Source organism: Faecalibacterium duncaniae, assembly GCF_010509575.1.
GTDB classification, from domain to species: domain Bacteria; phylum Bacillota; class Clostridia; order Oscillospirales; family Ruminococcaceae; genus Faecalibacterium; species Faecalibacterium duncaniae.
Window position 1 is genome coordinate 2,348,653 of sequence record NZ_CP048437.1, and the last position, 26,736, is coordinate 2,375,388.

At 57.5% G+C, this 26,736-nt stretch carries 25 protein-coding genes; 14 read left to right on the top strand and 11 right to left on the bottom strand.

Annotation, left to right across the window (positions count from 1 at the left end; translation table 11 throughout):
* Positions 1–58: 58 nt before the first annotated feature.
* A complete protein-coding gene (locus GXM22_RS11310; RefSeq protein WP_035393704.1) occupies positions 59–745 on the bottom strand; it encodes a GntR family transcriptional regulator in 687 nt (228 codons plus the stop codon).
* A gap of 137 nt (positions 746–882) precedes the next feature.
* The gene (locus GXM22_RS11315; RefSeq protein WP_005931408.1) at positions 883–1,527 is read right to left on the bottom strand and encodes a phosphatase PAP2 family protein; all 645 of its coding nucleotides are present in this window, start codon (positions 1,525–1,527) and stop codon (positions 883–885) included.
* Positions 1,528–1,716: 189 nt separating this feature from the next.
* Between GXM22_RS11315 and GXM22_RS11320 the strand changes: the two genes are divergently transcribed.
* The 6 genes from GXM22_RS11320 to GXM22_RS11345 all read left to right on the top strand — a co-directional run bounded on the left by GXM22_RS11320 (position 1,717) and on the right by GXM22_RS11345 (position 7,350).
* Entirely contained in the window at positions 1,717–2,622 is a 906-nt protein-coding gene (locus tag GXM22_RS11320) for a Cof-type HAD-IIB family hydrolase (protein ID WP_035393706.1), read from the top strand.
* Positions 2,623–2,796: 174 nt separating this feature from the next.
* Positions 2,797–3,759, top strand: coding sequence for a bifunctional 4-hydroxy-2-oxoglutarate aldolase/2-dehydro-3-deoxy-phosphogluconate aldolase (gene eda / locus GXM22_RS11325; RefSeq protein WP_005931434.1), 963 nt, complete (start codon positions 2,797–2,799; stop codon positions 3,757–3,759).
* A gap of 93 nt (positions 3,760–3,852) precedes the next feature.
* Entirely contained in the window at positions 3,853–4,878 is a 1,026-nt protein-coding gene (locus tag GXM22_RS11330; protein WP_005931436.1) for a sugar kinase, read from the top strand.
* Between the two features lie 26 nt (positions 4,879–4,904).
* Complete coding sequence (gene kduI / locus GXM22_RS11335) at positions 4,905–5,753, top strand: 5-dehydro-4-deoxy-D-glucuronate isomerase (protein ID WP_005931438.1); 849 nt, start codon at positions 4,905–4,907, stop codon at positions 5,751–5,753.
* A 62-nt stretch (positions 5,754–5,815) separates the two neighbouring features.
* Positions 5,816–6,616: a gluconate 5-dehydrogenase gene (locus GXM22_RS11340; RefSeq protein ID WP_005931440.1), complete on the top strand. Its 801-nt coding sequence runs from the start codon at positions 5,816–5,818 to the stop codon at positions 6,614–6,616.
* 245 nt (positions 6,617–6,861) lie between these two features.
* Positions 6,862–7,350, top strand: a complete 489-nt coding sequence (locus GXM22_RS11345) for a hypothetical protein (protein WP_005931443.1) — start codon at positions 6,862–6,864, stop codon at positions 7,348–7,350.
* A gap of 286 nt (positions 7,351–7,636) precedes the next feature.
* On the opposite strand, the gene GXM22_RS11350 is transcribed toward GXM22_RS11345, so the two are convergent.
* Entirely contained in the window at positions 7,637–8,278 is a 642-nt protein-coding gene (locus tag GXM22_RS11350) for a helix-turn-helix transcriptional regulator (protein WP_005931448.1), read from the bottom strand.
* A gap of 244 nt (positions 8,279–8,522) precedes the next feature.
* On the opposite strand from GXM22_RS11350, the gene GXM22_RS11355 reads away from it, so the two are divergent.
* From GXM22_RS11355 to GXM22_RS11370, 4 genes are all read left to right on the top strand, one after another.
* Positions 8,523–8,906 (top strand): RidA family protein, encoded by a 384-nt coding sequence (locus GXM22_RS11355; protein ID WP_005931451.1) that lies wholly within the window; start codon positions 8,523–8,525, stop codon positions 8,904–8,906.
* Between the two features lie 92 nt (positions 8,907–8,998).
* Positions 8,999–10,393 carry an APC family permease gene (locus GXM22_RS11360; protein WP_005931457.1) on the top strand — a complete coding sequence of 465 codons (1,395 nt, stop codon included), beginning with the start codon at positions 8,999–9,001 and terminating at the stop codon, positions 10,391–10,393.
* Between the two features lie 89 nt (positions 10,394–10,482).
* Complete coding sequence (locus GXM22_RS11365; RefSeq protein ID WP_005931460.1) at positions 10,483–11,703, top strand: MalY/PatB family protein; 1,221 nt, start codon at positions 10,483–10,485, stop codon at positions 11,701–11,703.
* Positions 11,704–11,706: 3 nt separating this feature from the next.
* Positions 11,707–12,264, top strand: coding sequence for an AhpC/TSA family protein (locus GXM22_RS11370; RefSeq protein ID WP_005931462.1), 558 nt, complete (start codon positions 11,707–11,709; stop codon positions 12,262–12,264).
* A 133-nt stretch (positions 12,265–12,397) separates the two neighbouring features.
* On the opposite strand, the gene GXM22_RS11375 is transcribed toward GXM22_RS11370, so the two are convergent.
* The 3 genes from GXM22_RS11375 to GXM22_RS11385 all read right to left on the bottom strand — a co-directional run bounded on the left by GXM22_RS11375 (position 12,398) and on the right by GXM22_RS11385 (position 16,447).
* Positions 12,398–13,279: an aldose epimerase family protein gene (locus GXM22_RS11375; protein ID WP_035393707.1), complete on the bottom strand. Its 882-nt coding sequence runs from the start codon at positions 13,277–13,279 to the stop codon at positions 12,398–12,400.
* Positions 13,280–13,355: 76 nt separating this feature from the next.
* Positions 13,356–14,846, bottom strand: coding sequence for a UxaA family hydrolase (locus GXM22_RS11380; RefSeq protein ID WP_005931468.1), 1,491 nt, complete (start codon positions 14,844–14,846; stop codon positions 13,356–13,358).
* Between the two features lie 86 nt (positions 14,847–14,932).
* Complete coding sequence (locus GXM22_RS11385; RefSeq protein ID WP_005931471.1) at positions 14,933–16,447, bottom strand: tagaturonate reductase; 1,515 nt, start codon at positions 16,445–16,447, stop codon at positions 14,933–14,935.
* Positions 16,448–16,764: 317 nt separating this feature from the next.
* Between GXM22_RS11385 and uxaC the strand changes: the two genes are divergently transcribed.
* From uxaC to GXM22_RS11400, 3 genes are all read left to right on the top strand, one after another.
* Positions 16,765–18,198, top strand: coding sequence for a glucuronate isomerase (uxaC, locus tag GXM22_RS11390; RefSeq protein ID WP_005931478.1), 1,434 nt, complete (start codon positions 16,765–16,767; stop codon positions 18,196–18,198).
* Between the two features lie 165 nt (positions 18,199–18,363).
* Positions 18,364–19,089: a biosynthetic peptidoglycan transglycosylase gene (locus GXM22_RS11395; protein WP_005931481.1), complete on the top strand. Its 726-nt coding sequence runs from the start codon at positions 18,364–18,366 to the stop codon at positions 19,087–19,089.
* A 107-nt stretch (positions 19,090–19,196) separates the two neighbouring features.
* Positions 19,197–20,549, top strand: coding sequence for an MATE family efflux transporter (locus GXM22_RS11400; protein ID WP_005931484.1), 1,353 nt, complete (start codon positions 19,197–19,199; stop codon positions 20,547–20,549).
* 55 nt (positions 20,550–20,604) lie between these two features.
* Here the strand turns inward: GXM22_RS11400 and GXM22_RS11405 are convergent, their stop codons facing one another.
* From GXM22_RS11405 to GXM22_RS11425, 5 genes are all read right to left on the bottom strand, one after another.
* Complete coding sequence (locus GXM22_RS11405) at positions 20,605–21,312, bottom strand: LrgB family protein (protein WP_005931487.1); 708 nt, start codon at positions 21,310–21,312, stop codon at positions 20,605–20,607.
* Positions 21,293–21,754: a CidA/LrgA family protein gene (locus GXM22_RS11410; protein WP_005931490.1), complete on the bottom strand. Its 462-nt coding sequence runs from the start codon at positions 21,752–21,754 to the stop codon at positions 21,293–21,295. Before GXM22_RS11410 ends, GXM22_RS11405 begins: the two co-directional genes overlap by 20 nt.
* 131 nt (positions 21,755–21,885) lie before the next feature.
* A complete protein-coding gene (locus GXM22_RS11415; RefSeq protein ID WP_005931493.1) occupies positions 21,886–22,821 on the bottom strand; it encodes a GTP-binding protein in 936 nt (311 codons plus the stop codon).
* Between the two features lie 10 nt (positions 22,822–22,831).
* Positions 22,832–23,713 (bottom strand): YitT family protein, encoded by an 882-nt coding sequence (locus GXM22_RS11420; protein ID WP_163397095.1) that lies wholly within the window; start codon positions 23,711–23,713, stop codon positions 22,832–22,834.
* Between the two features lie 307 nt (positions 23,714–24,020).
* Complete coding sequence (locus GXM22_RS11425; RefSeq protein ID WP_227622529.1) at positions 24,021–25,238, bottom strand: FtsW/RodA/SpoVE family cell cycle protein; 1,218 nt, start codon at positions 25,236–25,238, stop codon at positions 24,021–24,023.
* A gap of 275 nt (positions 25,239–25,513) precedes the next feature.
* Between GXM22_RS11425 and GXM22_RS11430 the strand changes: the two genes are divergently transcribed.
* Positions 25,514–26,716 carry a hypothetical protein gene (locus tag GXM22_RS11430; protein ID WP_050762776.1) on the top strand — a complete coding sequence of 401 codons (1,203 nt, stop codon included), beginning with the start codon at positions 25,514–25,516 and terminating at the stop codon, positions 26,714–26,716.
* Positions 26,717–26,736: the final 20 nt, after the last annotated feature.

A 26,736-nucleotide genomic window follows, 5' to 3' on the forward strand; every position in this document is an offset into this window, starting at 1 on the left:
ATTTTGCCCCCATCCGGCCGCAAAATACACGCCTTTGGCAGTTTGACGAAAGGAATTTTTACCAGGTATCGCCGTTGCCGATAAAATAATCCGGGTGGGCGGCACGGGCCTGATCCACACTGAGCTTATACCGGTGCAGATGTTCACTCAGCGCCCGGCTCACATCCTCCTCCGTGCCGTGGAGCACAGCCTCCAGGATGCGGGTGTGGGCACCACAGACCGATTTGTTCTCATCCGTCTGCAGGCTGAACTTACGCAGCCGCTCAATGTGCTGAAAGGTGGAGAGCATGTGGTCAAAGTGTACCTCCATGCCGCAGAGCTCAAAGGCGCGGCGGTGGAAGGCGTTGTCCAGATCCAGCATCCGGGTCTCGCGGTTTTCAGCCTCCGGGTGGCTTTCCAGCACACGGTACTGCTCGATCAGCAGCCGGTAGGCTCTCTCCTGCTCGCCGGTCAGGCGGCCCCGGATATGGTTCAGAAGCTCTTTTTCCAGCGTGAAGCGCGCAAACTGCTCCATCTCCATCAGCTCCAGATCAATGGGGGCCACATAGGTGCCGCTCTGGGGCTTGATGGTCACCATGTGGGCAATGTTGAGCATGATCAGCGCTTCCCGCATGGGGGTGCGGCTGATGCCCAGTTCCTGGGCCAGCTCGTGGTCGTTCAGTTCATCCCCGGGTTTGAGCTCCATGGTGATGATCCGGCTGCGGATGGTTTCGTAGGCTGCCTCGCGGGCGCTCCGAACTGCCATACTGTCTTCGCTCCTTTTGTGCTTCTGCACGCCTGTTTTCTTTGCCATTTACTGATATATCAGTCTCGATTGTATTGTACCCCACACGCTTTGTCCGCGTCAATTGGGAAACTGCCAAAATTAGAAACTTTTTCTTGTCAATCCTGCCGCTTTTTCCACGGGCCGTAAAGGATCACGCCCCACACAGCCGCCAGCGCCAGACCGCAGACCACATCAATGATGGAATGCTGCTTGGTGAGCACGGTGGAGGCGCAGATGAGCGCTGCCCACACCCAGGCCGCTGCTTTGAGCCAGGGGCGCTGCTTTGTCAGCGTGCTGCCCGAAAAGGCAATGGCCATGCAGGCCGTGCTCTGGCAGTGGATAGAGGGGCAGACATTGACCGAGGCATCCGCTTTCCAAATGAGCTGCATCAAAGTCATGGCAAAATTCTCCCGGCCGATGGCTTCCGCCGTGGGGCGGATGTCAAGGCCGTTGGGCAGTACCATATAAATAATGAGGCAGAACGTCATACCCGAAAACATCATCAGGCAGAGCTTGTCATAACTGGCGGTGTCGAACCACCACAGCAGAGCCGTAACCGCCGCCAGCAGCACGAACCAGCTGCAGTACGGGAAAATGAACCACTCGTTGAAGGGAATGAGGTCATCCACCGGGGAGTGGATGATGTATTTGGGGTCCGTGATGGTCAGATCCAGCCAGAAGAACCAGATGAGGTAGACCACCCAGTAAGCCTGATACCACAGGTGGGGCTTGAGCCGCGTGCGCAGAGTCTTTGCGTTCATATTCTTTTCTCCTATAAAATCACTCGCCGCATAGCGAATATTTTAACACAGAACCGGCGCTTGCGCAAATATTCTTTATAGGATAAAATAAGGGTATCAGTCTCTCCGTCACCTATCGCGGCAGCTCCCCTGGCAGGGGAGCCATGTTTATGCTGCTGCCGGAGAGGTTCTTAAATCAAAGGAGAAACTATGTCACCTTCTACCCCCATCCGTCTTGTCGCCCTTGATCTGGACGGCACCCTGCTCAATTCCCAGAGCCAGATCTCCCCCCGCACCCGGCAGGCCATTGCCGATGCCGTCGGGCGCGGGGTCATCGTGCTGCCCTGCACCGGGCGGCCCCTTGCCAGCCTGCCGCCGTTGGTGGCGCAGCTGCCCGGCATCCGGTACGCCATCACCGCCAACGGTGCCGCTGTCTGGGATATGGGCACAGACCCGCTGGGTGCCGTATACAGCCGTTACTCCGATGCGGCCCGGCGTCCGACCCATGAACCGGTTCTGCTGGAGCGTCATTGTTTGCCCCCGGAAACCGCCCGGGAAGTGTTTGCCCTCTACCGGGAATATCATGGCCCACTGAGCATTTTTTCGGACGGGCGCTCTTATTTGGACGGTACCGGTATGGCCCTGTTTCAGAACCGTCATATCCAGCGCCATTCCACCGAGGCCAGACAGCCGGACGATGGCCGTACCCATGTTGTGCGGGATCTGGACGAATGGATGAGCCGCCACGCCCACGAAGTGGAAAAATTCTGTATGTTCTTCGACAGCATCGAGATTGCACAGGCCGCTCTCGTCCGTTTCCGGGCGTTTCCCGGCATCGAGGCCGTACAGGGTGCCCCGGACAATGTAGAGGTCACCGCCGCAGGGGTGGACAAGGGTACCGCCCTGCTGGCTCTGGCCGACCGGCTCGGCATCCCCCGGGAGGCCACCCTTGCCATCGGCGACAGCGACAACGACCGTGCCATGCTGGCCCGGGCCGGTGTGGCCGCCGTGATGGCCAACGCCCTGCCCGAGATCCGGGCACTGGGGGATATCGTCAGCACCCGCGACAACGACCACGACGGCGTTGCAGAGCTGTTTGAGCGGCTCGGGCTGTGACCGTTGGGCATTTTTGTGCAATGTATACAAGCTCTTATGCAAAACATTGTGCTTGTTGAGCATTACCAAAAGCGGCCGGGTCGTTTATACTAATACTGTGAACGTATGGTGGGGAGAGTGTGCCCATCCGGCCCTGCCCCGCCCTGAGTGTCAAATAAAAAGGAGAAATGCGTTATGAATCCCATCGTTGAAAAGGTCTATCAGATCGGCATTATCCCTGTTATCGCCTTCAACAGCGTAGACGAGGCCCTGCCCCTGTGCAAGGCTCTGGCCGAGGGCGGTCTGCCCGCAGCCGAGGTCACCTTCCGCACTGCATGTGCTGAGGAGTGCATCCGCAAGATCCACGAAGAGATGCCCGAGATGCTGCTGGGTGCAGGCACTGTCCTGACCTGCGAGCAGGCTGACCGTGCAATGGCAGCTGGTGCTTCCTTCATCGTTGCTCCCGGCTTTGACCCCGAGGTCTGCAAGCACGTGATCGACAAGGGCGGCATTATGATGCCCGGTACCGCTTCTGCCGGCGAGATGCAGCAGGCTATGAACATGGGCTGCGAGGCCCTGAAGTTCTTCCCCGCTGAGGCAAACGGCGGTGTCGGTATGCTGAAGAACATCGGCGCTGCCCTGAAGGGCGCACGCTGGATGTGCACCGGCGGTGTCAACGCAAAGAACGTCAACGATTACCTGGGCTACGACCAGATCTTCGCTGTCGGCGGCACCTGGATGTGCAAGAGCGATGTCATCAAGGCTGGCGACTGGGCAAAGATCACCGCTCAGAGCAAGGAAGCCGTTGACACCATGCTGGGCCTGCGCCTGCACCATATCGGCATCAACACCGGCAACGAAGAAGAGGCCATGAAGGTCGCCACCCTGCTGGGCGGTCTGCTGAACATGAAGGTCGCTCCCGGCAACTCCAGCATCTTTGTGGGCAACAAGGAATTCGAGATCATGAAGAAGCCCGGCCGCGGCACCAATGGCCACATTGCCATCGCCTGCAACAACGTTGACCGTGCCATCTATCACCTGTCTCAGCGCGGCGTGAAGTTCGATCTGGACAGCAAGAATGTCAAGAACGGCAAGACCATTGCCTGCTACTTTGCTGACGAGATCGCCGGCTTTGCAATGCACCTGGTCCAGGCCTGAGTTCCTGAGCATTTTCACGGCGTTTCCCGCCGCACCGGTCCACCCTGCGGCGGGTGATATAAAACACATCTGATTATAAAGGAGAACACCACAATGAAAGTCGTTACTTTTGGCGAACTGATGGTCCGTCTGCAGCCGTTCAACTATGAGCGCTTTGTCCAGGCTAACAGCCTGGAGTTCACCTTCGGCGGCGGCGAGGCCAACGTTGCTGTTTCTCTGGCCAACTACGGCCTGGACGCAGCTTTCGTCACTAAGCTGCCCGCACACGCCATCGGTCAGGCCGCTGTCAACAGCCTGCGCCGCTACGGCGTTGACACCAGCATGATCACCCGTGGCGGTGACCGCGTTGGTATCTACTACAACGAGAAGGGCGCTTCTCAGCGTGGTTCTGTCTGCATCTACGACCGTGCCAACAGCGCAATCCAGCTGGCACAGCCTTCCGATTTCGATTGGGAGAAGATCTTCGAGGGCGTGGATTGGTTCCACTTCACCGGCATCACCCCGGCTCTGGGCGAGAACGTTGTCGAGATCTGCCGCGAGGCCTGCAAGGCTGCTAAGGCTCACGGCGTGAAGATCAGCTGCGACCTGAACTACCGCGGCAAGCTGTGGACCCGTGAGCAGGCTCGTGCTGCCATGACCGATCTGTGCCAGTACGTTGATGTCTGCATCTCCAACGAGGAGGATGCAAAGGACGTGTTCGGCATCGAGGCCGAGGCTACCGATATCTACGGCGGCAAGCTGAATGCTGAGGGCTACAAGAGCGTTGCCAAGCAGCTGGCTGACAAGTTCCACTTCGAGAAGGTTGCTATCACCCTGCGTGAGAGCCACAGCGCATTCGACAACGGCTGGAGCGCTATGCTGTACGACGTTGCTTCCAACGAGTACTGCTTCTCCAAGAAGTACGACCTGCACATCATCGACCGCGTTGGCGGCGGTGACTCCTTCGGCGGCGGCCTGATCTACAGCCTGCTGACCGGCAAGAGCACTCAGGAAGCTGTTGAGTTCGCTGTTGCTGCTTCTGCTCTGAAGCACTCCATCGAGGGCGACTACAACATGATGACCGTGTCCGAGGTCGAGAAGCTGGCTGGCGGCGACGGTTCCGGCCGTATCCAGCGCTAAGCAAGCGTTACAGGAGGTCGTCCGCAATGGATATCCGTTATTCCTGCAACCAGAAGGATTTCAAGCGCTATACCACCGAGGAAATGCGGGACGAGATGCTCATCACCGGCCTGTACAAGGCAGATGAAGTTGTTGCCGTGTACAGCCATGTGGACCGCATGGTCACGCTGGGCTGTATGCCGGTGCACGAGACCGTGTCCATCGACAAGGGCATCGACATCTGGGCAAACTTCGGCACCCATTATTTCCTGGAGCGCCGCGAGATCGGTATGTTCAACATCGGCAAGGATTCCACCGGTATCGTGGTGGCCGACGGCGTGAAGTACGAGCTGGGCTACAAGGACTGCCTGTACATCACCCAGGGCACCAAGGAAGTGACCTTTGCTTCCGCCGATCCCGAGCATCCTGCCAAGTTCTATATGGTGTCTGCTCCGGCACACTGCGCTTACGAGACCCGCCTGATCAAGATGGCCGATGCAAATCATCGTCCTCTGGGCAGCGTGGAGACCTGCAACAAGCGCACCATCAATCAGTTCATCCACCCGGACGTGCTGAAGACCTGCCAGCTGAGCATGGGCATGACCGAGCTGGACCCCGGTTCCAACTGGAACACGATGCCCAGCCACACCCATGAGCGGCGGATGGAGATCTACACCTACTTTGAATTGCCCGAGGGGCAGGTGGTGTTCCACATGTGCGGTGAGCCTACCCAGACCCGCCATATCGTGATGCACAACGAGGATGCTGTCATCAGCCCCTCCTGGAGCATCCACAGTGGTGTCGGCACCTCGAACTATACGTTTATCTGGGCTATGGGCGGCGAGAACATGGAGTTTGACGACATGGACAACATCGCTACCACCGACCTGCGCTAAGCACAAACCAGACCCCGCACCGGCAAACCGGCGCGGGGTCTTTCAGTAAAGGAGTTCTACTTATGGATCTTACTGCATTTGATCTGAAGGGCAAGGTTGCCCTGGTCACCGGCGGCGCACATGGCATCGGCTTCTCCATTGCCGAGGGCATGGCAAAGTGCGGCGCTACCGTCTGCTTCAACTGCTCCAACGAGGGCAGCCTGGAAAAGGGCCTGGCCGCCTACAAGGCTGCTGGCATCGACGCACACGGCTATGTGGCCGATGTTACCGATGAGGCTGCCGTGAACGCCATGATCGCCCAGATCAAGGCTGAAGTCGGCCCCGTGGACATTCTGGTGAACAATGCCGGTCTGATGAAGCGCGTGCCCATGATCGAGATGAGCCACACCGATTTCCTGCGCGTCATCGATGTGCACGTTGGCGGTGCCTTCAACTGCTCCAAGGCTGTTCTGCCCGATATGATCGCCAAGCGCGAGGGCAAGATCATCAACATCTGCTCCATGATGAGTGAGCTGGGCCGCGAGACTGTCTCCGCCTATGCTGCCGCCAAGGGCGCACTGAAGATGCTGACCCGCAACATCGCCTCCGAGTACGGCGAGTACAACATCCAGTGCAACGGCATGGGCCCTGGCTACATTGCCACCGCTCAGACCGCTCCCCTGCGCGAGATCCAGCCCGATGGCAGCCGCCATCCCTTCGATACCTTCATCTGCGCCAAGACCCCCGCAGGCCGCTGGGGCACCCCCGAGGACATGGTCGGCCCCTGCGTGTTCCTGGCCTCCCATGCTTCCGACTTTGTCAACGGCCAGATCCTGTACGCTGATGGCGGCATCCTGGCTTACATCGGCAAGCAGCCCAAGTAAGTAAAGCACCTCGAAATAGAAAAGACCCTCTCCGTCATTGCTGCGCAATGCCGCCCCTCCCTTTTGGAGGTGCTGGCGGGCATCAGCAGGACGGAGAGGGTCTTTGTCATACTTTTCACACTTTTGTAAAGGATTTGTTATTGTATTCTTCGACACATCCTTGTATAATAGTTGCTTGTGGGCAACTTTTCACGAGAGCTGCCCACGAGAAAAGATTTTCGTCACGAACAAGGAGAGATTACACAATGAAACTCAAGAATGTTGCTGTTGTTGCCGCTGCTCTGGCACTGGCTGTTGGTATGACCGCTTGCGGCGGTTCTGCTTCTTCCACCACCGCTTCTTCCGCTGCTTCTTCTGTTGCTTCTTCCGCTGCCGCTTCCTCTGAGGCTGCAAGCTCTGAGGCAGCTTCCAGCGAGGCCGAGGTCGAGCCCGCCGAGTACACTGTCTACAACACCACCGGCGAGAACGTCACCGATCTGTACCTGTACGTTGCCGGCTCTGAGGACAAGGGCGAGAACCTGGCTGCTGACGGCCTGGCTGACGGCGACAGCGTTGTGTTGACCCTGCCCGAGGACGCTGACAAGAGCGCTGAGTATGTCCTGGAGTTCACCACCGAGAGCGGCGACACCCAGAGCTTCGACACCCTGAGCTACGAGGTTGCTCCCATCTCCCTGCTGAGCGTTGATGCTGCTGCAGGTGCTACCCCCATCAGCTTCACCGCTCCGGAGCAGTAAAAAAACGCAGGCCTGAGCCTGTAACATAAAAACTCCCCTGCACTCCATTTTACCGGAATGCAGGGGAGTTTTTTGCGTATCAAAGGTTTCGCAGCGGGCAGTGCGTTCGTACTGACAGAGAGATTTGCAGCCTGGCTGATAACTAAAAAATCAGTTGATAATTATTTTATTATTTGTGCGGTTTTGCCCTTTCCAACCGGGTTATAATGTGGTAAGATAAAAGCACAAAAAGCAGAGACGCTTAGGAGCTTTCCAAAGCGTCTCTGCTTTTTTTATCCGTTTTTTCTCAGGCCTGCGGTTTGTTCAGATAACGATAAATCGTAGGAACTGAAACCGAAAGCTGGTCTGCGATCTCTGCGACCGCGCCTTTCATCATCAGGATACCGTCTGCATCCAGCTTATGTACTACGCGGATCTTTTCCTGCATGGACATGTGGGCCGGGGCAGTGCCTTCCCTGCTGATGATCTCCGCAATGCGGGAGTGCATTACACTTTCCAGCGGGCTGCTCAGATCCTCAGAGGGCGAATCTTCCGGCGGGGCCGAGAGATTGAACCGATCCAACAGCGCGCGCAGAGCAAGATTCAGTTCCTGTGCAGCGGCAAGTTCCTTGTTGACACAGAGCATCCCAATGAGCCGTCCCTCGTTCTTGATGAAGTACGTCGAGGAGAGGAATTCCCCGCTCTTGGTCTTTCCTTTGTAGTTCAACAGGCATTCGGTATCAGCGTAAGTCCCCTTTTCCTGCAATTCCCGTGCAAGGTCGGTCATGGGGTCACCCAGCTCACGGCCAGAAATCCCGTTTCCAATGGCGATAATAGACTGTTCCGGGTTGGTCACATCATGGATGACGATCTCACACCCCGGTCCGCACACAGCCGCCAGAAACGGAACGAAATCCGTGTAGCACTTCAGCAATTCCTGATCTGTCACATCGTTGTCCTCCTGTTTCTCACCGTAATTATTCTATTATTATTTATTATATAGAATTTTGCGGCAGAGCGCAAGTTAGCAATCTGCACAATTTAGAGTGATAAAATTTTACTCACGATGATAAAAATATTTGTAAAAAAGTATTTACATTTGTGATGTGGTATTGTATAATCGCATCAACAAGTGATAAATAAATTATCACAGTGATTTCGGTATTCTTAAATTCAAAGGAGTTGTTTCTATCATGGCAAAGAATCAGGTATCTACCCCCGCAGCACCCGCAGCCATTGGTCCCTACTCTCAGGGCATCACCGCCACCGGCACAGCCGTCTATGTTTCCGGTCAGCTGCCCATTGATCCGGCAACCGGCGCATTTGCAGGCGATGACATCACCAGCCAGACCCGCCAGTCGCTGGAAAATGTCAAGGCAGTCCTCGCTGCAGCAGACTATGAGCTGTCCGATGTGGTCAAGACCACCGTCCTGCTCAAGGACATCGCAGATTTCGGCGCAATGAACGAAGTCTATGCTTCCTATTTTACCGGTGTATGCCCGGCCCGCAGCGCTTTCCAGGTGGCTGCACTACCTAAAGGTGCCCGGGTCGAGATCGAGGCCGTTGCAGTCAAGTAACATTCTGCACCCCCTGCCGATTTTCTCACTTTTCCCACAGGTCACAACGGTCACCTCAATAAACGGTGCCAAGAAAAGAGAGGTATTTCATTATGGAAGAAAAAGGCAAAAAACTAGGTCTTTGGAACATTATTGGTCTGGGCCTTGGCGGTGCCATCGGCACCGGTGTCTTCGTGCTGCTGGGCTACGGCGTTGCCTACACCGGCCGCTCCATTTCTCTGGTTGTTACCATCGGCTGCTTCTTCATGCTGCTGGCCTATTGGTATAATCTGATCATGCCTTCTATGTTCGTATTGAAGGGCGGTGATTACAGCATGAAGGCCATGCTGTTTAACCCGTTCATGAGCGGTGTCAGTGCCTGGATGATCCTGGTCAATGGTCTGGCAATGTCCAGCTATGCGGTAGCTCTGGCACAGTATTTGGCTATCGCTGTTCCAGCCCTGCAAAATCATCAGACACTCGTTGCTTTCATTGCAATCACGCTATTTTTCCTTTCCACCATCAAGGGTTCCCGCTTCATCACCATTCTGGAAAACATCATTACTCTGGTTCTGGTAGCTTCTCTTGCACTGTTTATTATTTTCGGCATTCCCAAGGTTGATTTTGCCAGCACCTTTACCAGCGCTGACGGCGGCTTCTTCCACGGCGGTTTCACTGGTTTCGTCTCCGCTTTGGCCGTGATGGGTTTTGCCTGCCAGGGCACTACGATGGCTCCCGTCTCTATGGCCGCTGTCACCAAGAATCCCAAGCGTACCATCCCTCTGGGCATCATCATCATTACCCTGCTGCTGGCCGTGATCTACGGTGCCATGGGCATCGTTGCCGGTGGTGTTCTCCCCTACGCTGAGACTGCTGGCCAGAACATCAGTGTGACCGCACGGGCCATCTTCCCCAATGCACTGTATGTATTCTTCGTGGTCGGCGGCGGCATCGGTGCCATTGCAAGCTCTGCTCTGGGCGGTCTGGGCATGTTCCGTTATCCCCTGCTGCAAGTGGCCAACGATGGTTGGCTGCCTTCCGTCTTTAAGAAAACCGATAAGAACGGCTACCCCTACGCCATTTATCTGCTGTTCTACGTCATTAGTGTCTTCCCCATCGTCACCGGCCGCAGCCTGGATGCCATCGTCTCTCAGGTGATGATTCCTGCCATGCTCATCAACATCTACATGAACCTGGCCTGCCTGACACTGCCCAAGAAATACCCGGAGCAGTGGGCACAGCGCAGCATCAAGATGCCCCTGTGGTTCTACAACATCTGCTGCGTGCTGGGTGCTTTCTGCGCCGGTGTAGTTGCCTACAACCTGTTCAAGGATCTGACCTTCAACGATGCTGTGTTCGCAGTGGTCATCGTGGTCGTTCTGTGCGCACTGAGCATCCTGCGCCTGAAGCAGGGCGCTGTCAAGGCCGAAGATCTGGCCGCCAAGAAAGAGGAGATCGTCCGTCAGGCCATTGCAGATACCACTGCTGACGAGGCAAAAGCCGCCTGAGTTTTCTGATGTTTCGATGTTTATTACAAAAGATTCAATCCCATACACACTGTAAGAAATCGGCATTTGCCGGAAAAGGAGAATTTACTATGAAGTACGATTTCACCTCCATCATGGACCGCCATGGCAAGGACGCAACCGCCATCGATGGTCTGGGCTCGATGCCCGGCTTCACTCCCGACCTGCCCAAGGAAGGCTATGATGTCATTCCCATGTGGGTGGCAGACATGAACTTTCCCACCGTCCCCACCATCCCCGAAGCCATCATCGAGCGTGCAAAGCACCCGGCCTACGGCTACTTCCAGCCCACCGATGAATACTTTGACTCCATCATTAAGTGGCACGAGACCCGCAACGATGTCAAGGGTCTGACCAAAGAGTGCATCGGCTACGAAAACGGCGTTCTGGGAGGTGTTGTCTCTGCACTGACCTGCTATGCCGCCCCCGGTGATGCCGTGCTGCTGCACAGCCCCACCTACATCGGCTTCACCATGTGCATTGAGAACAACGGCTATAAGATCGTTCACAGCCCACTGGTCAAGGATGAAAACGGCATCTGGCGGATGGACTACGAGGATATGGATGCCAAGATCAAGGCAAACCACATCCACGTTGCTGTGTTCTGCAGCCCCCACAATCCCTGCGGCCGTGTCTGGGAACGCTGGGAGATCGAGAAGGCCATGGAGGTCTACAAGGCCAACGATTGTATCGTGATCTCTGACGAGATCTGGTCCGACATCATTCTGGAAGGCCACAAGCACATTCCCACCCAGTCTGTCAGCGAGGATGCACGGATGCGCACTGTCGCCGTCTATGCTCCCTCCAAGACCTTCAACCTGGCCGGCCTGGTGGGCAGCTATCATATCATCTATAACCCCACCATCCGTGACCGTGTGGTCGCCAAGAGCAGCAAGCCCCACTATAACGATATGAACGTCCTGTCCATGCACGCCCTGATCGGTGCCTACAAGCCCGAGGGTTACGAGTGGGTCGATGAGCTGCGTCAGACCATTACCGGCAATGTGGATTACGCCTGCGATTACATCACAAAGCACTTTGAGGGTGTAACCGTCTCCAAGCCTGAGGGCACTTACATGCTGTTCGTGGACTGCACCGAATGGTGCGAGAAGCACGGCAAGACCATTCAGGAACTGGAAAAGGCCTGCTGGAACGTGGGCGTTGCGATCCAGGATGGCCGGATGTTCCACGGCCCCTGCTCCATCCGCATGAACCTTGCACTGCCCCTGTCCCGCGTGAAGGAAGCCTTCGACCGTCTGGACAAGCACGTGTTCAATGGAGAGTGGGTGTGAGTTATGGCTGCTGAAACTGCTGCCCGCCTGACGGTGGGCGAGGTGATGCCCAACTTCATCTATGACACGCCTTTTGCAACTGGTCTGACACTGTCCGACACAGTGCAGAAGACCCCGAAAACAGCTCTGCTCTTCCTACGCTACTACGGCTGCACCCTCTGCCAGTACGACATCCATCAGCTGGCCGAGAACTACCACCAGATCACCGATGTGGGCGGTCAGGTCATCGTTGTCCTGCAATCCGACCCCACCGGGCTGGCGCAGGAGCTGCAGCCCGATACCTTCCCCTTCTCCATCTTGTGTGATCCGAAAGCCGCTCTGTATGAACGCTTTGGCATCCAGCCCGCAGCCTCTATGGCCAAGATGGCTGATGCCGGGACGATGTTGAAGATTGCCAAAGCAACTGCCTCAGGCTACAAGCACGGTGCCTATGAGGGCAACGAGCTGCAGCTGCCCGCCTGCTTTGTGGTGGACAAGGAGCGGAAGATCCTCTACGCACACTACGGTAAGAGTGCCGGAAACACCCCCGATGCCCGCACCCTGGCCAGCCTCCTCAAATGACATTTCTCCCTTTTTACCAGCATAACCTCTGAGACCCTCTTCTATCAGCAAGACAAACGCCGCATGGCTTCCTCCCCGGAGCACATGCGGCGTTTGTCTTTTCTGTTATCTCAAAAAGAAAGGAATTTCAAGCTTAGACCTTCTCAATGGTGATGGTCCACTCGCTGGTCATAGCCTCATCGGGCTCCAGCACCTCGTGCTTGCCCTCTTCGTTCACGCTGTTGGCCCAGCCGTTCCAGGGCTCCATGCAGACGAAGTTTTCGGCATCCTGCTGCCACAGCACACCGTTGGTAAAGCTCTCATCGGCATCCACGGTGACCTTGTGTCCGTTGCCCTTATCCGTAAAGGTCATGGGGAACTCCACGCCGGTCATCAGGCGGATGGAGTTGTCAGAACCTTCCTTGCGGGTCAGGGTGATCTTCTCGGGTGCAGCAGGCTGCTCGCCCTTGGCATCCTCGGAGCAGGTGGCGCACTTGATGTCAAAGTCCACATTCTCCAGAGCAGAGGCCACAAAGTAGGGATGATAACCAAAGCTGAAGGGCATCGGAATATCGCCCTCATTGATCACGGTCATGCTCAGGGAAGCGGTGTTGCCCTGCAGGTTGTAGTTCATCAGGACAGTGAAATCGAAGGGGTAGAGGAACTTGGTCAGGGGGCTGGACTCCAGGATCAGGGTCACGCCGTCGGGGCCGACGCTCTCCACTTCCCAGGGGCACAGGTCAGCCATGCCGTGGATCTCCATGGGATAGGCCTGGCCGTTGAAGATGTGCACGCCGTTGTCGGGCTTGCCGCAGTTGGGGAACAGCACAGGGATGCCGAAGCGGGGGCGGTTGCACTCGCTGAAGTTGGGGCGGCGGGTCCAGATGTACTCGTCGCCGTCCAGGGTAAAGCCGGTGACCATGCCGCCGCGCTCGGGGGTGATGGTCAGGGCAGTTTTTGCCACGGGGTCGGTGATGACATACTGCTCAAAGCATGCGCCGCCCTCGGTGACGTACTGGGTGGTGATCTGGTTCATAAGTTGTACCTCCATATCATTTGATACAAAAAGGCCGCCGTACGCGCAAAAAGCACGCACAGCAGCCATTTTTCAATTAAAGAACAACGCCATCCTTGAAGATGGAGATCTCGCGGAAGCCGTGCTTCTCGGCCTTGGTCTGCTCACCGCCTGCAACGCGGATGACCAGATCCAGCAGGTCGCGGGCGGCCTCGTCGATGGTCTTTTCACCGTCCGCGATGACACCGGTGTTGAAGTCGATCCAGCCGGACTTCTTCTCGGCCAGCGGGGTGTTGGTGGAGATCTTCAGGGTGGGAGCCGGGGCAGAGAACGGGGTGCCGCGGCCGGTGGAGAAGAGGATCAGGTGAGCGCCTGCGGCGGTCATGGCCGTTGCGGACACCAGATCGTTGCCGGGGCCGTAGAGCATGTTCAGGCCCTTGGTCACCACGGGGTCACCGTAGCCGATGACATCCATGATGGGGGCGGTGCCGCCCTTCTGGACACAGCCGCAGCTCTTGTCCTCCAGGGTGGTGATGCCGCCCTGCTTGTTGCCCGGAGAGGGGTTGTCGTAAACCACCTCGTTGTGGCTGATGAAGTATTCCTTGAAGCCGTTGATCATGTGCTCGGCCTTGACGAATACCTCCTTGTTGATGCAGCGGTCCATCAGGAAGCCCTCGGCACCGAACATCTCGGGCACCTCGGTCAGGACAGTGGAACCGCCGCGCTGGCCCATCATGTCGGAGAAGCGGCCGATGGTAGGGTTGGCGGTGATGCCGGACAGGCCGTCCGAGCCGCCGCACTTCATGCCGACCACCAGCTCGCTCACAGGGATAGGTTCACGCTTGAACTGACCGGCGTAAGCAGCCAGCTCCTTCAGGATCTCGCGGGCGGCGGTGAACTCATCGTCCACATCCTGGCAGGTCAGGAACTTGACCCGGTCGTGGTCATACTCGCCCAGCTCTTCCACGAACTGATCGTGCTGCAGGTTTTCGCAGCCCAGATGCAGCACCAGAACAGCGGCGGCATTGGGGTGGCGGACCAGCGCGGCCAGCAGCTTGCGGGTCTGGGCATGGTCGTGGCCGGTCTGGCTGCAGCCAAACGGATGGGTAAAGGTGTACAGACCCTCAATGGAGCCGGTAACCAGATCCTGGTTGTCGTTCACCATCTTCTTGGCGATGTCGTTGACACAGCCGACCGTGGGAATGATCCAGATCTCGTTGCGGATGGCGGCACGGCCATCCTTGCGGCGGAAGCCCATAAAGGTCTCAGGCTCCACCTTGGGCAGGGGGGCCAGGTCGGGGGCGGGGTGATAGCTGTACTCCACCTCACCGGACAGGTTGGTGTGGACATTGTGGGTGTGCATCCAGGTGCCCGGCTCGGCATCGGCGGTCGCATGGCCGATGGGGAAACCGTACTTGATGACATTTTCACCGTTCTTGATGGGCTTTACTGCCATCTTGTGGCCCTGAGGGATATCCTCCAGCGCGGTCACGGCAAGGCCGTCCACCTCCACCAGAGTGCCCTTGGCAATGGGGTGCAGTGCAACCACCACGTTGTCAATGGGGCTGATATGAATCGCCTGCGGCATAGTTATTCTCCTTAATGACATTTACAAAGCACAAGGAGGCCGCTGCCCAAAGCAGCAGCCCCTTGTTGTGCAGGTGATATTCCAGCTTACAGGCAGCTCTTGTAGGCAGCTTCGGCACCCTGGGTGCGGATCAGCTCCAGATCAGCCAGAACAGCGGCCTCCAGGCCCTCGATCTTGGTCAGATCCTGATCCCACATCTGGGTGTTGGTCAGAACGGCGTGCACCAGCTGAGCGTCGGTGTCGTCCTTGTGCGCATAGTAGAAGTCCAGTGCCCATGCGTCATCCTGGATCTTGTAGGTGTTGCCTGCGGGGCGCTTGCAGATCAGGCCGTCGGCAGTGCGCTCCTGAATATCATTGGAGTAGAAGGCAATGTAAGCGGCCAGAGACATGGTCAGGCACTTGGGCAGCTGCTTCTGCTCCTCAATGTAAGCCAGGAAGGAAGGCATGTTGCGGGCCTTCCACTTGGAGGTGGAGTTCAGGGAGATGCTCATCAGCTCGTGGTTGACGAAGGGGTTGTTGAAGCGATCCTCAACGGCGGAAGCGAACTCTTCCAAATCCTTCTTGTCCAGAGGCAGGGTGGGGATGATCTCCTCATGCAGCATCTTGTTCATAAAGCCGCGGACGGTATCGTTGTGCATGCAGTCACGGACGATGTCGAAGCCAGCCAGATATGCGCCCAGAACGAAGCCGGTGTGTGCACCATTCAGGATGCGGACCTTGCGCTTCTTGTAGGGGGTAACATCAGGCACGACCATGACGTTGACACCGGCCTTCTTGAACGGCAGCTTGTCCTCCAGACCTGCAGGGCCCTCGATGACCCACACGCCGAAGACTTCGCCGACATCCAGCACCTGATCATGGTAGCCGTTGGCCTCTTCCATGGCAGCCAGCTCCTTGGGGTCGCGGATGCGGCCCGGAACGATGCGGTCCACCAGAGTGGAGCAGAAGGTGTTGGCGTTGTTCATCCAGTCGATGAACTCAGCTTCCAGATTCCAGTCCTTGGCGTAGTTGTTGCAGCACTTCTTCAGCTCTTTGCCGTTGTTGTCGATCAGCTCGCAGCTCAGGATGACCAGACCCTTGTCCGCGGCACCGTTGAATGCCTTGTAGCGCTCGTACAGCACGCGGGTCAGCTTTGCGGGGAAGCTATTGGGAGGAACCTGATCGAACTCACTGTCGCCCTGGGTGTAAGCGATGCCGGCCTCGGTGGTGTTGGATACAACCGTTTCCAGATCCTCAGAGCGGGCCAGAGCCAGCACTTCATCCCACTTGCCATCGATGTAGGGGCAGACACAGTCAGACACGCAGGAGATCACGCGCTTTGCATCCACCTTCTGGCCCTTCTCGCTGCCGCGCAGATACAGGGTGTACAGGCCCTCCTGCTCGTTGATCCAGTCAGCCATCTGGGGGAAGTTGCCAATGGGCTGCACCAGCTTGACCTTGCCGTTGTAGCCAGCCTTCTCGTTGGCGATATCATAGAAATAGTCCACGAATGCGCGCAGGAAGTTACCCTCGCCAAACTGCATGACCTTGACAGGGGCATCCTTGAGGATGTAGCCGTTGTAGCCGGTCTCAGACAGAACCTTGTAATTCAGAGTTTCCATATCACGTGTTCTCCTTTTAGCTTGCTTTGCTTCTCTCCGGGGCACCCTTTTGTGCCCCGCATTCTGTCTCTATTGTATGCTGTTGTATACAAAGAAGTCAAGTGTTTTTTGCCAGATTTTTGGCCCAAAACAGGCCATTTTTATAAATTCCAGCGTTTTTTACAAGGAAAAGTCTGAAAATTTGTCAGTTTTTCAGTTGTATACATTATCGTTTTCCGCTATACTAAAGATAGGCTTAACACGCCCTGCGCGGGCGCTGTTAAAGGTACCCCATAGTGATATATTAGTACATTAGAATGAAAAGGAGTTTTCGACCCATGAAAGCATTTATGGACAAGGAATTCATGCTCCAGTCTCCTGTGGCTCAGCATCTGTATCACACCTACGCTGCTGATATGCCCATCTGCGACTATCACTGCCATATCTCCCCGAAGGAGATCTACGAGAACCGCCGCTTTGAGAACATCGCTCAGGTGTGGCTGGGCGGCCGCCAGCCCGATGGCTCTCTGGCAGGCGACCACTACAAGTGGCGCGTGATGCGTTCCAACGGCGTGCCCGAGGAGTACATCACCGGCACCAAGCCCGACCGTGAGCGTTTCCAGAAGTTTGCCGAGGCTCTGCCCATGTGCGTTGGCAACCCCATGTACCACTGGTGCCACCTGGAGCTGCGCAAGTACTTCGGCTATCAGGGTGTGCTGAACGGCGATACCGCTGAGGAAGTCTGGAACCTGTGCAACGACAAGCTGCAGCACGATGACAGCATGACTGTCCGCGGCCTGATCGAGCAGTCCAATGTTGCTTTCATCGGCACCACCGACGACCCCATCGATGATCTGGCATGGCACAAGAAGATCAAGGAAGATCCGTCCATCAAGTTCACCGTTGCTCCCTCTTTCCGTCCCGACAAGGCCATCAACATCCAGAAGCCCGGCTTCGCGGAGTACATGGGCAAGCTGGCTCAGGCCGTTGGCAAGGAAAAGCTGGAGTGCATCAACTGCGTCACCGACGCTCTGACCCAGCGCATCGAGTTCTTTGCCGAGATGGGCTGCCGTGCATCTGACCACGGCCTGGACTATGTGCCCTACCGTGAAGCCACCAAGGAAGAGGTCAACGCCATCTACCAGAAGGCTATGGCCGGTGAGGCTGTGACCGCTGAAGAGGCTGAGAAGTACCAGACCTACATCCTGATCCACCTGGGCAAGCAGTATCACCGCCTGAACATCGCCATGCAGCTGCACTACAACTGCCTGCGCGGTGTCAACCGTAAGATGAACGCCCTGCTGGGACCCGATACCGGTTTCGACATGATCAACACTGCCAAGTGCGGCGGCGAGATCGCTGCTCTGCTGAGCGCCCTGAACGACACTGATGAGTGCCCCAAGACCATCATCTACAGCCTGAACCCCGCTGACAACGAGCAGATTGGCACCATTCTGGGCTGCTTCCAGAATGATGAGATCCCCGGCAAGATCCAGCACGGCTCCGGCTGGTGGTTCAACGATCAGAAGATCGGCATGGAGAACCAGATGAAGAGCCTGGCAAACCTGGGCCTGCTGGGCAACTTTGTTGGTATGCTGACCGACAGCCGCAGCTTCCTGAGCTACACCCGCCACGACTACTTCCGCCGCATCCTGTGCAACCTGATCGGCCAGTGGGTCGAGGATGGCGAGTATCCCAACGATGAGAAGGCTCTGGAGAAGATCGTCAAGGGCATCTGCTTCGACAACGCAAAGCGTTACTTCGCTCTGTAAGCAGCGTCTCTGCATCCCCTTTCTATAACTTGTAAAAGCGCTCTGCCGGTTTGCCCCGGCAGGGCGCTTTTTTCTTGTGCAGCCGTATTCATAAAAATGTAACTTGCATTCTGTCGTCAAATCGGGTAGGATAACGTTGAATCAAAACCGAAGGGGAACGTGAAGATGCTGAAACGTTTTGTAAAGCGACTGCTCAGCTGCCTGCTGCTGGCGGCGCTGTTTGTATTGGTGGTCATTGGCGGAACACTGGGCGTGCAGGGCTGGCGGCTCTACCGCGCCACAGCAGCGCAAAAGCCCATTGCCGGCCTCTATGATGAGATCAGCTCCCGGCCCGGCTTTGCCAGCTGTGACCAGCTGCCCCAGACCTATATCGACGCAGTCATTTCCGTGGAGGACAGCCGGTTTGAAAAGCACCACGGCATCGACCCGGCGGCCATTGTCCGGGCGCTCTGGGCCGACCTGCGCACCCGCTCTCTGGCCGAGGGCGGCAGCACCCTGACCCAGCAGCTGGCCAAGAACGAGCTGTTCACCCAGGAAAAGCAGATGGCCCGCAAGGCAGCGGAGATGTTTGCCGCCAGGGACATCGAGGATTACTACTCCAAGCAGCAGATCTTTGAGATGTACGCAGGCAGCTGCTACTTCGGCAACCAGTGGTCCGGCGTGGCGCAGGCTGCGCAGGGCTACTTTGGCAAACCCACCCGGGAGCTGACCCGCGCCGAATGTGTGGTGCTGGCCGGCCTGCCCAACGCGCCCTCGGTCTACGCCGCCAACGGGGAGCTGGCCCGCAGACGCGCCCTTGTGGTGGTGGAGCGGATGGAGCGCGCCAAAAAGCTGACCCACACCCAGGCACTGGAGCTCCGGGATGAAGTCAGTGCCCTGCCCCTTTGGTGAGAAAAAACAGAATTTATCCGGGTTTTCCATAAAATAATGCTAACACCGGAGGCGGCTGCCGTGGTATCTTAATAGCAGATCAAACCCGGAGGGAGCATGTAAAACTTATGGAAGAAACCAAAAAGGGTTCCGGCACCACCGACCTCACGGTGGGCAGGTCGCTGCCCCAGATCCTGAAATTTGCCCTGCCGCTGGTGCTGGGCACCCTGTTCCAGCAGTTGTACAGCTTTGTGGACACCGTCATTGTGGGGCGCTGTCTGGGCACCGATGCACTGGGCGCGGTGGGCACCACCTACTCTCTGAATTTTCTCATTTTAGGCTTTGTGCTGGGTTCCTGCACGGGCTTTGGCATCCCGGTGGCCCAGAGCTTTGGTGCAAGGGACAGCGAGGATATGCACAAGTATCTGTTCAACGGCGCGGTGCTCTGCGTGGTCCTGAGCGTGGTGTTCACCATCGTCACCACCCTCACTGCTGCCCCGCTGCTGCAGCTCATCCACACACCGGCCGAGCTGTTCCCGGACGCGGTGGCCTACATCCGCATCATCTTCCTCGGCATTCCGGCCACGGTGCTGTTCAACTACACCTCCACCGTCCTGCACAGTCTGGGCGATTCCCAGCACCCATTCTATTTCCTGCTAATCTCCAGTTTCCTGAACATCGGGCTGGACTGGCTGTTCATCGTACCGCTGGGTATGGGCGTGGAGGGCGCAGCCATCGCCACCGTTGTCAGCCAGCTGTTCAGCGGCCTGCTTTGCACCTGGTGGTTCTTCACCCGGGTGGAGGGCATCCATTTCACCCGGGAAAACTGTGTCCTCTCGGCGGGGCACTGCGGGCGGCTGGCCTATATCGGCCTTCCGATGGGCTTTGAGTATTCCGTTTCTGCCATCGGTGCCTTCATCATGCAGGATGCCATCAACCTGCTGGGCAGCACCGCCGTGGCCGCCCAGACCGCCGGTGAGAAGATTCGCCAGATGTTCACCGTGCCCATGGCAAGCGTGGGCACGGCTATGGCAACTTATGTCGGCCAGAACCACGGTGCCCACCGCACTGACCGCGTCAGGCAGGGCATCCGGGATGGCTGCATCCTCCAGCTGTGCTACTGCGCGGCTGCCTGGGTGGTGCTCTTCTTCGTCAAGGGCTGGGCCGTGGGCCTTGTTCTGGGCGATGCCGACCCTGCCGTGACTTCCGGTGCTGTGGAATACCTGACCGTGATCAGCGTGCTGTTCTGCATCAACGGCCTGCTGATGGTCTTCCGCAACACCCTGCAGGGTCTGGGATACAGTGTGCAGGCCGTTATCTCCGGTGTGGGCGAGCTCATCGGCCGCGCGCTCTGCGGCTGGCTGGCCGTTCATAGTCTGGGCTACTTCGGCATCTGCATTGCCAACCCCATTGCCTGGGGTCTGGCACTGCTCTACTGTGTGTTCATGGTGACCAGAGTTCTGAAAAAAGAGAACGCATAAAAATACCCCTCTCCGCTGTGCTGATGCACGGATGGAGAGGGGTGTTTTTATGCAATCAATCAATAAGGTTCACGAACACCGGGCAGAGCACTGCGGTCAGCACACCGGCCACGGCGATGGACAGGCCGCTCATGGCACCTTCCACCTCACCCATCTGCAGGGCCTTGCTGGTGCCCACGGCATGGGCCGAGGTGCCAATGCCCACACCCTTGGCAATGGGGTCGGTGATGTGAAACGCCTTGCAGACCGTCTCGGCCAGCAGGTTGCCCACGATGCCCGTCAGGATGACGATGGCACCGGTCAGGGCTGCAATGCCGCCCAGCTCTGCAGCTACATCCATGCTGATGGCAGTGGTCACGGATTTGGGCAGCAGGGTGGCGTACTGCTCCTGGGTCAGGTGCAGCGCCAGTGCCAGTGCCAGCGCGCTGCCCAGGCTGACCAGCGTGCCCACCGAGATGCCCGCAATGATGGCGGCGGCGTTTGCCTTGAGCAGGTCGAGCTTTTCATACAGCGGGATGGCCAGCGCCACGGTGGCGGGCAGCAGCAGATAGTTCACCGGGGCGGCGCTGACCTTGTAGTCGGCATAGGGGATACCGCATACCGACAGGAAAATGATCACAAAGATCGCACCCAGCAGCAGCGGGTTAAAAAATGCCTTTCCGGTCACTCTGTTCACAAGGGCTCCCAGTGCAAAGGCGGCCAGTGTCAGCAGCACACCCCAGGCAACAGAGCCCGAAAGGAACTCATTCAGCAATTCCATCATTGGCAGCAGTCTCCTTGTTCTTTTTGCGGCTGGTCAGAGCCTGGGTGGTCTTTCCGGCGGTCACCATGACCAGAACCGTGACCGGGATGATGGCGATGATGATGGGCAGCAGCATCTCCCCCATCTCCGCCCAAAGCTCCATCACGCCTGCGGCGGCGGGCACAAAGAGCAGCGGGAAGATACCGGTGAGGAACACGCCCACCTCTTTTACATCCTCCAGACGGATCAGCCGGAAGTTCAGGGCCAGCAGCAGCAGCACAAGCCCGTACACACTGGCCGGAACCGGCAGCGGCAGTACGGCATGACATACTTCCCCCAGAAAGCAAAACGCGAGGATACGCGCAAATTGAAACAGATAATTCGTAAAAAATCCCCCTTGTCTAACAGCTAAGTCAAAATTATAGTCCAAAACCTCCGGGGGCGCAACAGCAATATCTGACAAGGATTGTTATATTTTGCCGGAAAAACTGTGGAAAAGAAAAGGGCCCGGCAGAAAGCGCACACCCACGTGCCGCGATCTGCCGGGCCGATGCACCGCAAAGCGGTGTTTTTCTGTGTTTCCCGCACGCTCCCTCAGTTCCGCAAAACAGCTTCGATCCGTTCCTTGTCCAGCCCTTCGCCGATGACGATGAGCACCTCCTGCCCTGCCGGAATGGGGGCCGCGGTCAGGCCGTCGGCGGTGGCATTCAGCTCCACCCAACCGGCGGCATCCTGCACAAAACCCTTGACCCGCAGCACCCGGCCGCAGGCGGCATCCGTGAACAGGCTGGGAATGCGTGCTTCCAGCTGCTGCCGGGACAGGCCCAGCTCGAGGAAATACGCCGAACCGAATGCATCGTGCGCATCAAAGCAGAGCTTTTCGCAGTCGGCATGCTGATAGCCGCAGGCATCCAGCGCCGCAAGATCCGCATCCTCCAGGTCGGCCCAGTCCTTGATCAGAAAATCTTCTTCCGTCAGGGTACGGCTGCACTTGCAGGCCGCAAGGGCACGCTTCAGGTGGTCGATGGCGCTTTCCCGCTGGGCCTGGGTGGCCAGCTGACTGCGGGAGAGCAGGATGCGTCCGGCGCTGGCGGCTTCCGATGCCAGAATGTACTCTGCCTGCGGGGAAAGCGTCTCGGGCAGCAGGGCATCCACAACGGCAAACACATTGCCCAGTGTATACCACCGATCCAGCGGCTCATCCCGCAGAACGTCAAAGAACTCGTCCACATCAAAAATGCCGCTGGGCTCCACCACCACCCGGTCGAACCCGCGCATGGCCATTGAGATGAGCTTGGTGCGCATCCGGCGCTGGTGGGTATCACAATCACACCCGCCGCTGATGGTCTCGATCTCGCAGCGTTCCCCCAGCAGATCCTGCACCAGCATGGCATCCACGTTCACAGCGCCAAAGTCATTTTCCAGAATGCAGACATGATGCCCCTGCGCGGTCAGATACGCAGCATATCTGCGCAGGAACGTCGTCTTGCCCGCACCCAGAAAACCGGTGATGAGATCAACCTGTACCATACGTTCCTCCTTATGCGTGGTTGAAGCCCTTGCCGAACACCTCGGTGGTGCTCAGCATGGACATGAAGGCGTTCAGGTGCTGTTTGTGGATAAAATCCTGCAGCTGGTCGGCCTCGCGGCGGGTCAGGGTGGTGTAGATGATGTAGTGGGGCTTGTCGGTATACGCGCCGAAGCAGGGCGTATAGGTTGCGCCGCGCACCAGCTTGCGCATGACAAAATCACAGATTGGCTTCCTGTCGTCGCAGACGATGAGGATGGCCTTGCACATCTTGATCTTTTCCAACACGGCATCAATGACCAGCGATTTCACGGTCAGACCCACGAAGGAATAGAGGGCGGTGTACAGGTCGAACACAAAGCAGTCCGCAATGACCATGAACAGGTCAGTCAGGAACAGCGCCACCGCCACGTTGTGGATGTGGGTATACTTTTCCACAATGAGGGCAATAACATCCGTGCCGCCGGAGGAAGCGCCCACATTGAACAGCAGAGCCGACGCAATGGCCGGCAGGGCAATGGCAAACAGCAGGTCGAGCATGGGCTGGTCGCTCAAGGGGCCGCGCAGGGGGCAGATCTTTTCCAGCGCCATCAGCTCCAGCGACATGACCACAGTGGCATAGCCGGTGGTCATGGCAAACTTTTTGCCCAGAAAGATCAGGCCCACCCCCAGCAGGATCATGTTGGCCGCCGAGGAAAAGGCCGAAGCCGACAGCGGGGTGAGCTTGGCCGCCAGCGCCGCCATACCGGTCACGCCGCCAAAAACGAAGTTGTTGGGGAATTTGAAAAAGTACACACCCACCGACATGATGGAAATGCTCAGCGTGATCATTGCATACTGCTTGACATATTCAATGACCTTGTTCTGCATGGGAGATTCCGCATTCGTATCCATAAAATTTACCGTTCAATACTCCTTTTTTGTGTTCCGCAGCCCAAACAGACAGGCTGTACCGGAAATATTGTAACACGGAACGCCCCGGGGTCAAGGGCAAATTCCACACACGCCGTCTTTTGCGGGTGAAAACTGTCAACTCCACCAAAATTCTCCCTCAAATTTCAGCGGTTCTCCCATCGGGAACTGTTCTCTCACCGGTCTCAGCTGAAACGGCTTGCCAACAAGCTGCGCAATACCTTTGGCTGACATACAAACGCGGCCCCGGAGAGTTTTCCTTCTCTCCGGGGCCGCGTTCTGTTCCGGCTCAGCCGAACAGCTTTTTCGTATTGTGGGTATAGACCGAGAGCACCAGGCCCACACAGATGTACAGCATCAGCACCGAGCTGCCGCCCGCCGAATAGAACGGCAGGGTGACACCGATCACGGGCAGAACGCGCAGGTTCATGCCCACGTTCACGGCGATCTGGGCCATCAGAGCGCCGCCGATGCCCGCGCAGATGAAGGCACCCAGCAGATCCTCGCTGCGGGCACCGGTGAGGAAAGTCTTGATGACCAGTGCGAACAGCACGCCCAGCACCACACAGCAGCCCACAAAGCCCGCCGCGTTGCCGATCCAGCTCAGGATGAAATCGTTGTGGGCGTTGGGCACGCTGTAATAACTGCCGCCAAACAGCCCATTGCCAAAGATGCCGCCCGAGCCCAGCGCGATCTCGCCGCGCTGCTGCTGGTAGATGATGTTCTTCCAGATGGTCTCGCTGGGGGCCCAGCCGGTTTTGTTATCGGGATCGATGACAGCAAGGATACGGTACCACTGGTATCCCTTGCCGATCTTATCGCTGAAAAAGGCGAACGCCGTCGCCATAGCCACTGCCGCCGCCGAGACCGCCCCCAGGATATACTTCCAGCTCAGGCCCGCCGCAAACATCATGCAGCAGCCGATGATGGCATAGATGATGGCGGTGCCGTCGTCGCCCTGAACATGGATGATGAGGATGGGCACTGCCAGATGCAGCAGCAGCTTGCCCAGCTCCTTTGGCTCGTTGAGCCGGGTGCGCACATTGTTCAGGTGCATGGCAAAAGTCAGGATAAAGCTGATCTTGGCCAGCTCTGTGGGCTGCAGGGTAAAGCCCCCCAGCTTGTACCAGGAATAATTGTCGGTATCACCCGCGTTGTAGCCGATGGTCAGCGGGCCGATGCTCACATTGCGCAGCACCAGCGTGGGCAGCACCATGCCCCAGGTCAGGGCCACGTGCACCGGCCACACCTTCACCAGGCTGCGGTAATCGATATTGGACAGCAGCACCGCAATGACCAGCCCGATGAGGGCTGCACCCGCCTGCACCGCCGCCCGGCGGTAATCGCCCAGACCGGTGATCTGGCCGGTGATCTCATCCACGGCAAAGCCATTGCCCTGCTTGGCTGCCCAGCTCGAAAGCGCTGTCACAGCCATCACGCTGCTGAAGATGCACAGCAGCAGGTAAGTTTTATCGGTGCGCTTGAAGTAGCGCCGAATGTTTTCCAAACGAAAACACCTCTTTCTTTCATTGGATCGCCCGCTCAGGTCTGCTTCGCTCGTCCGCAATGCCAGAGAGGGCGTATACTGCTCCATTATGTAATATAAGTATACCGCACCGCCCTTTTTTGCGCAAGATTGCGGAAGTTTTTTCCACAGATCTTTTCATCCTGTGACAACTCTGCAAAATATTTGCCGCAGCCTTGACAAAGCCCCCTCCACCTTCTAAAATGGAAGCTGGAGACCTGCTTTTTCGGCAGGATTTTTCCGGAGGAACTTCCAAGATGAAAACAAACTCTCATCGCTTTCTGTGCGCGCTCTGCGCACTGACTGTTTTTATTTCCGCGCTCTTCCCTGCTTCTGCTTTTGCCGCACAGACAGCCGACACCGTGGCCCAGACCACGCTGACCACTGCCGATGCTCAGGAGATGCAGCAGGCCGACAGCGCCGTGACCGCCCTGACCGGCAGCGACGCTTACGCTGAGATGACCCGTGCCCAGCGGCTGGATGCCGCCGTGGCACAGCTGCAGCAGCTGGCCGAGGAAGGGCTTGTTTCGGCGCGCTCTCTCCATGTGGACAAAGAAAACGGCATGGTCAGCTTTGCGTACAGCTGCGGTGCGCTGGGCGGCGTTCTGGTGGAGGACCCGGACGAAGAGAATACTCCCTTCGCCCCTTCCGAACTGCCCGCTGTGGATCTGCACGAAATGTCCAACGCCCCGCAGGGTGATCTGGGCAGCGCCATGATCTACTACGCCTTTGACAACACCGTGAACAGCTCCCGCTACCCGTACTACTCCTATATGAAGGGCTTCTGGACGGCGATGGGCCTGCACACCCGCATCGATACCACAGTCACCGTCTCTGACCTGAAACGGATGAACGATTACGGGCTGTGCATCCTCAGCGCCCACGGCTCCTACTACACCTACACCTCCGGTTTTCTGTTCAAGCAGACCCGTACCGAGCCGGTCATCCTGCTGACAGAGGAATCGGATTTCTACAAAGACCTCTACTACGGCATTGATCTGCTGACCCACCGGGTCATCAAGATCAACGGCCTGTACTGCATCACGCCCAGCTTTTTCCGGGCGGCATACCGGGGCGGCCAGCTCAAGGACACCGTAGTGCTCTCCGAGACCTGTGAGTTCCTTGGCGTGAGCGGCAGTCTGGATACCTCCATGGCCGATGCCCTGCTGGCCGGTGGTGCCAAAGCAGTGGCAGGCTATGTGAACAACGTCTACACCGTGTATTCCCGCAGTATGCTGTGGGATACCGTCAATCACCTGATCCTGGGCCAGACCCTGCAGGAATCCGTTCAGCACTCCATGGATACCTATGGCGCGGATGATCTGGTCTGGTACAACGCGCAGGGCGGCAAGCGCCCCCATGCGGCGGCAGCTTACCCGCTGCTGTTCGGCGATGTTGGGGTCCGGCTGATCGAACCGAACGCGGCACCTGTCCCACAGGAAGTACAGCAGGCCGCTTGAGCGTTGCACTTTTGCTCGAT

Excerpts from the sequence above, each read along its gene's own strand:
- GXM22_RS11310 (WP_035393704.1), bottom strand. The coding sequence starts at position 745 with ATGGCAGTTCGGAGCGCCCGCGAGGCAGCCTACGAAACCATCCGCAGC.
- GXM22_RS11315 (WP_005931408.1), bottom strand. The coding sequence starts at position 1,527 with ATGAACGCAAAGACTCTGCGCACGCGGCTCAAGCCCCACCTGTGGTAT.
- GXM22_RS11320 (WP_035393706.1), top strand. The coding sequence starts at position 1,717 with ATGTCACCTTCTACCCCCATCCGTCTTGTCGCCCTTGATCTGGACGGC.
- eda (WP_005931434.1), top strand. The coding sequence starts at position 2,797 with ATGAATCCCATCGTTGAAAAGGTCTATCAGATCGGCATTATCCCTGTT.
- GXM22_RS11330 (WP_005931436.1), top strand. The coding sequence starts at position 3,853 with ATGAAAGTCGTTACTTTTGGCGAACTGATGGTCCGTCTGCAGCCGTTC.
- kduI (WP_005931438.1), top strand. The coding sequence starts at position 4,905 with ATGGATATCCGTTATTCCTGCAACCAGAAGGATTTCAAGCGCTATACC.
- GXM22_RS11340 (WP_005931440.1), top strand. The coding sequence starts at position 5,816 with ATGGATCTTACTGCATTTGATCTGAAGGGCAAGGTTGCCCTGGTCACC.
- GXM22_RS11345 (WP_005931443.1), top strand. The coding sequence starts at position 6,862 with ATGAAACTCAAGAATGTTGCTGTTGTTGCCGCTGCTCTGGCACTGGCT.
- GXM22_RS11355 (WP_005931451.1), top strand. The coding sequence starts at position 8,523 with ATGGCAAAGAATCAGGTATCTACCCCCGCAGCACCCGCAGCCATTGGT.
- GXM22_RS11360 (WP_005931457.1), top strand. The coding sequence starts at position 8,999 with ATGGAAGAAAAAGGCAAAAAACTAGGTCTTTGGAACATTATTGGTCTG.
- GXM22_RS11365 (WP_005931460.1), top strand. The coding sequence starts at position 10,483 with ATGAAGTACGATTTCACCTCCATCATGGACCGCCATGGCAAGGACGCA.
- GXM22_RS11370 (WP_005931462.1), top strand. The coding sequence starts at position 11,707 with ATGGCTGCTGAAACTGCTGCCCGCCTGACGGTGGGCGAGGTGATGCCC.
- GXM22_RS11375 (WP_035393707.1), bottom strand. The coding sequence starts at position 13,279 with ATGAACCAGATCACCACCCAGTACGTCACCGAGGGCGGCGCATGCTTT.
- GXM22_RS11380 (WP_005931468.1), bottom strand. The coding sequence starts at position 14,846 with ATGCCGCAGGCGATTCATATCAGCCCCATTGACAACGTGGTGGTTGCA.
- GXM22_RS11385 (WP_005931471.1), bottom strand. The coding sequence starts at position 16,447 with ATGGAAACTCTGAATTACAAGGTTCTGTCTGAGACCGGCTACAACGGC.
- uxaC (WP_005931478.1), top strand. The coding sequence starts at position 16,765 with ATGAAAGCATTTATGGACAAGGAATTCATGCTCCAGTCTCCTGTGGCT.
- GXM22_RS11395 (WP_005931481.1), top strand. The coding sequence starts at position 18,364 with ATGCTGAAACGTTTTGTAAAGCGACTGCTCAGCTGCCTGCTGCTGGCG.
- GXM22_RS11400 (WP_005931484.1), top strand. The coding sequence starts at position 19,197 with ATGGAAGAAACCAAAAAGGGTTCCGGCACCACCGACCTCACGGTGGGC.
- GXM22_RS11405 (WP_005931487.1), bottom strand. The coding sequence starts at position 21,312 with ATGATGGAATTGCTGAATGAGTTCCTTTCGGGCTCTGTTGCCTGGGGT.
- GXM22_RS11415 (WP_005931493.1), bottom strand. The coding sequence starts at position 22,821 with ATGGTACAGGTTGATCTCATCACCGGTTTTCTGGGTGCGGGCAAGACG.
- GXM22_RS11420 (WP_163397095.1), bottom strand. The coding sequence starts at position 23,713 with ATGGATACGAATGCGGAATCTCCCATGCAGAACAAGGTCATTGAATAT.
- GXM22_RS11430 (WP_050762776.1), top strand. The coding sequence starts at position 25,514 with ATGAAAACAAACTCTCATCGCTTTCTGTGCGCGCTCTGCGCACTGACT.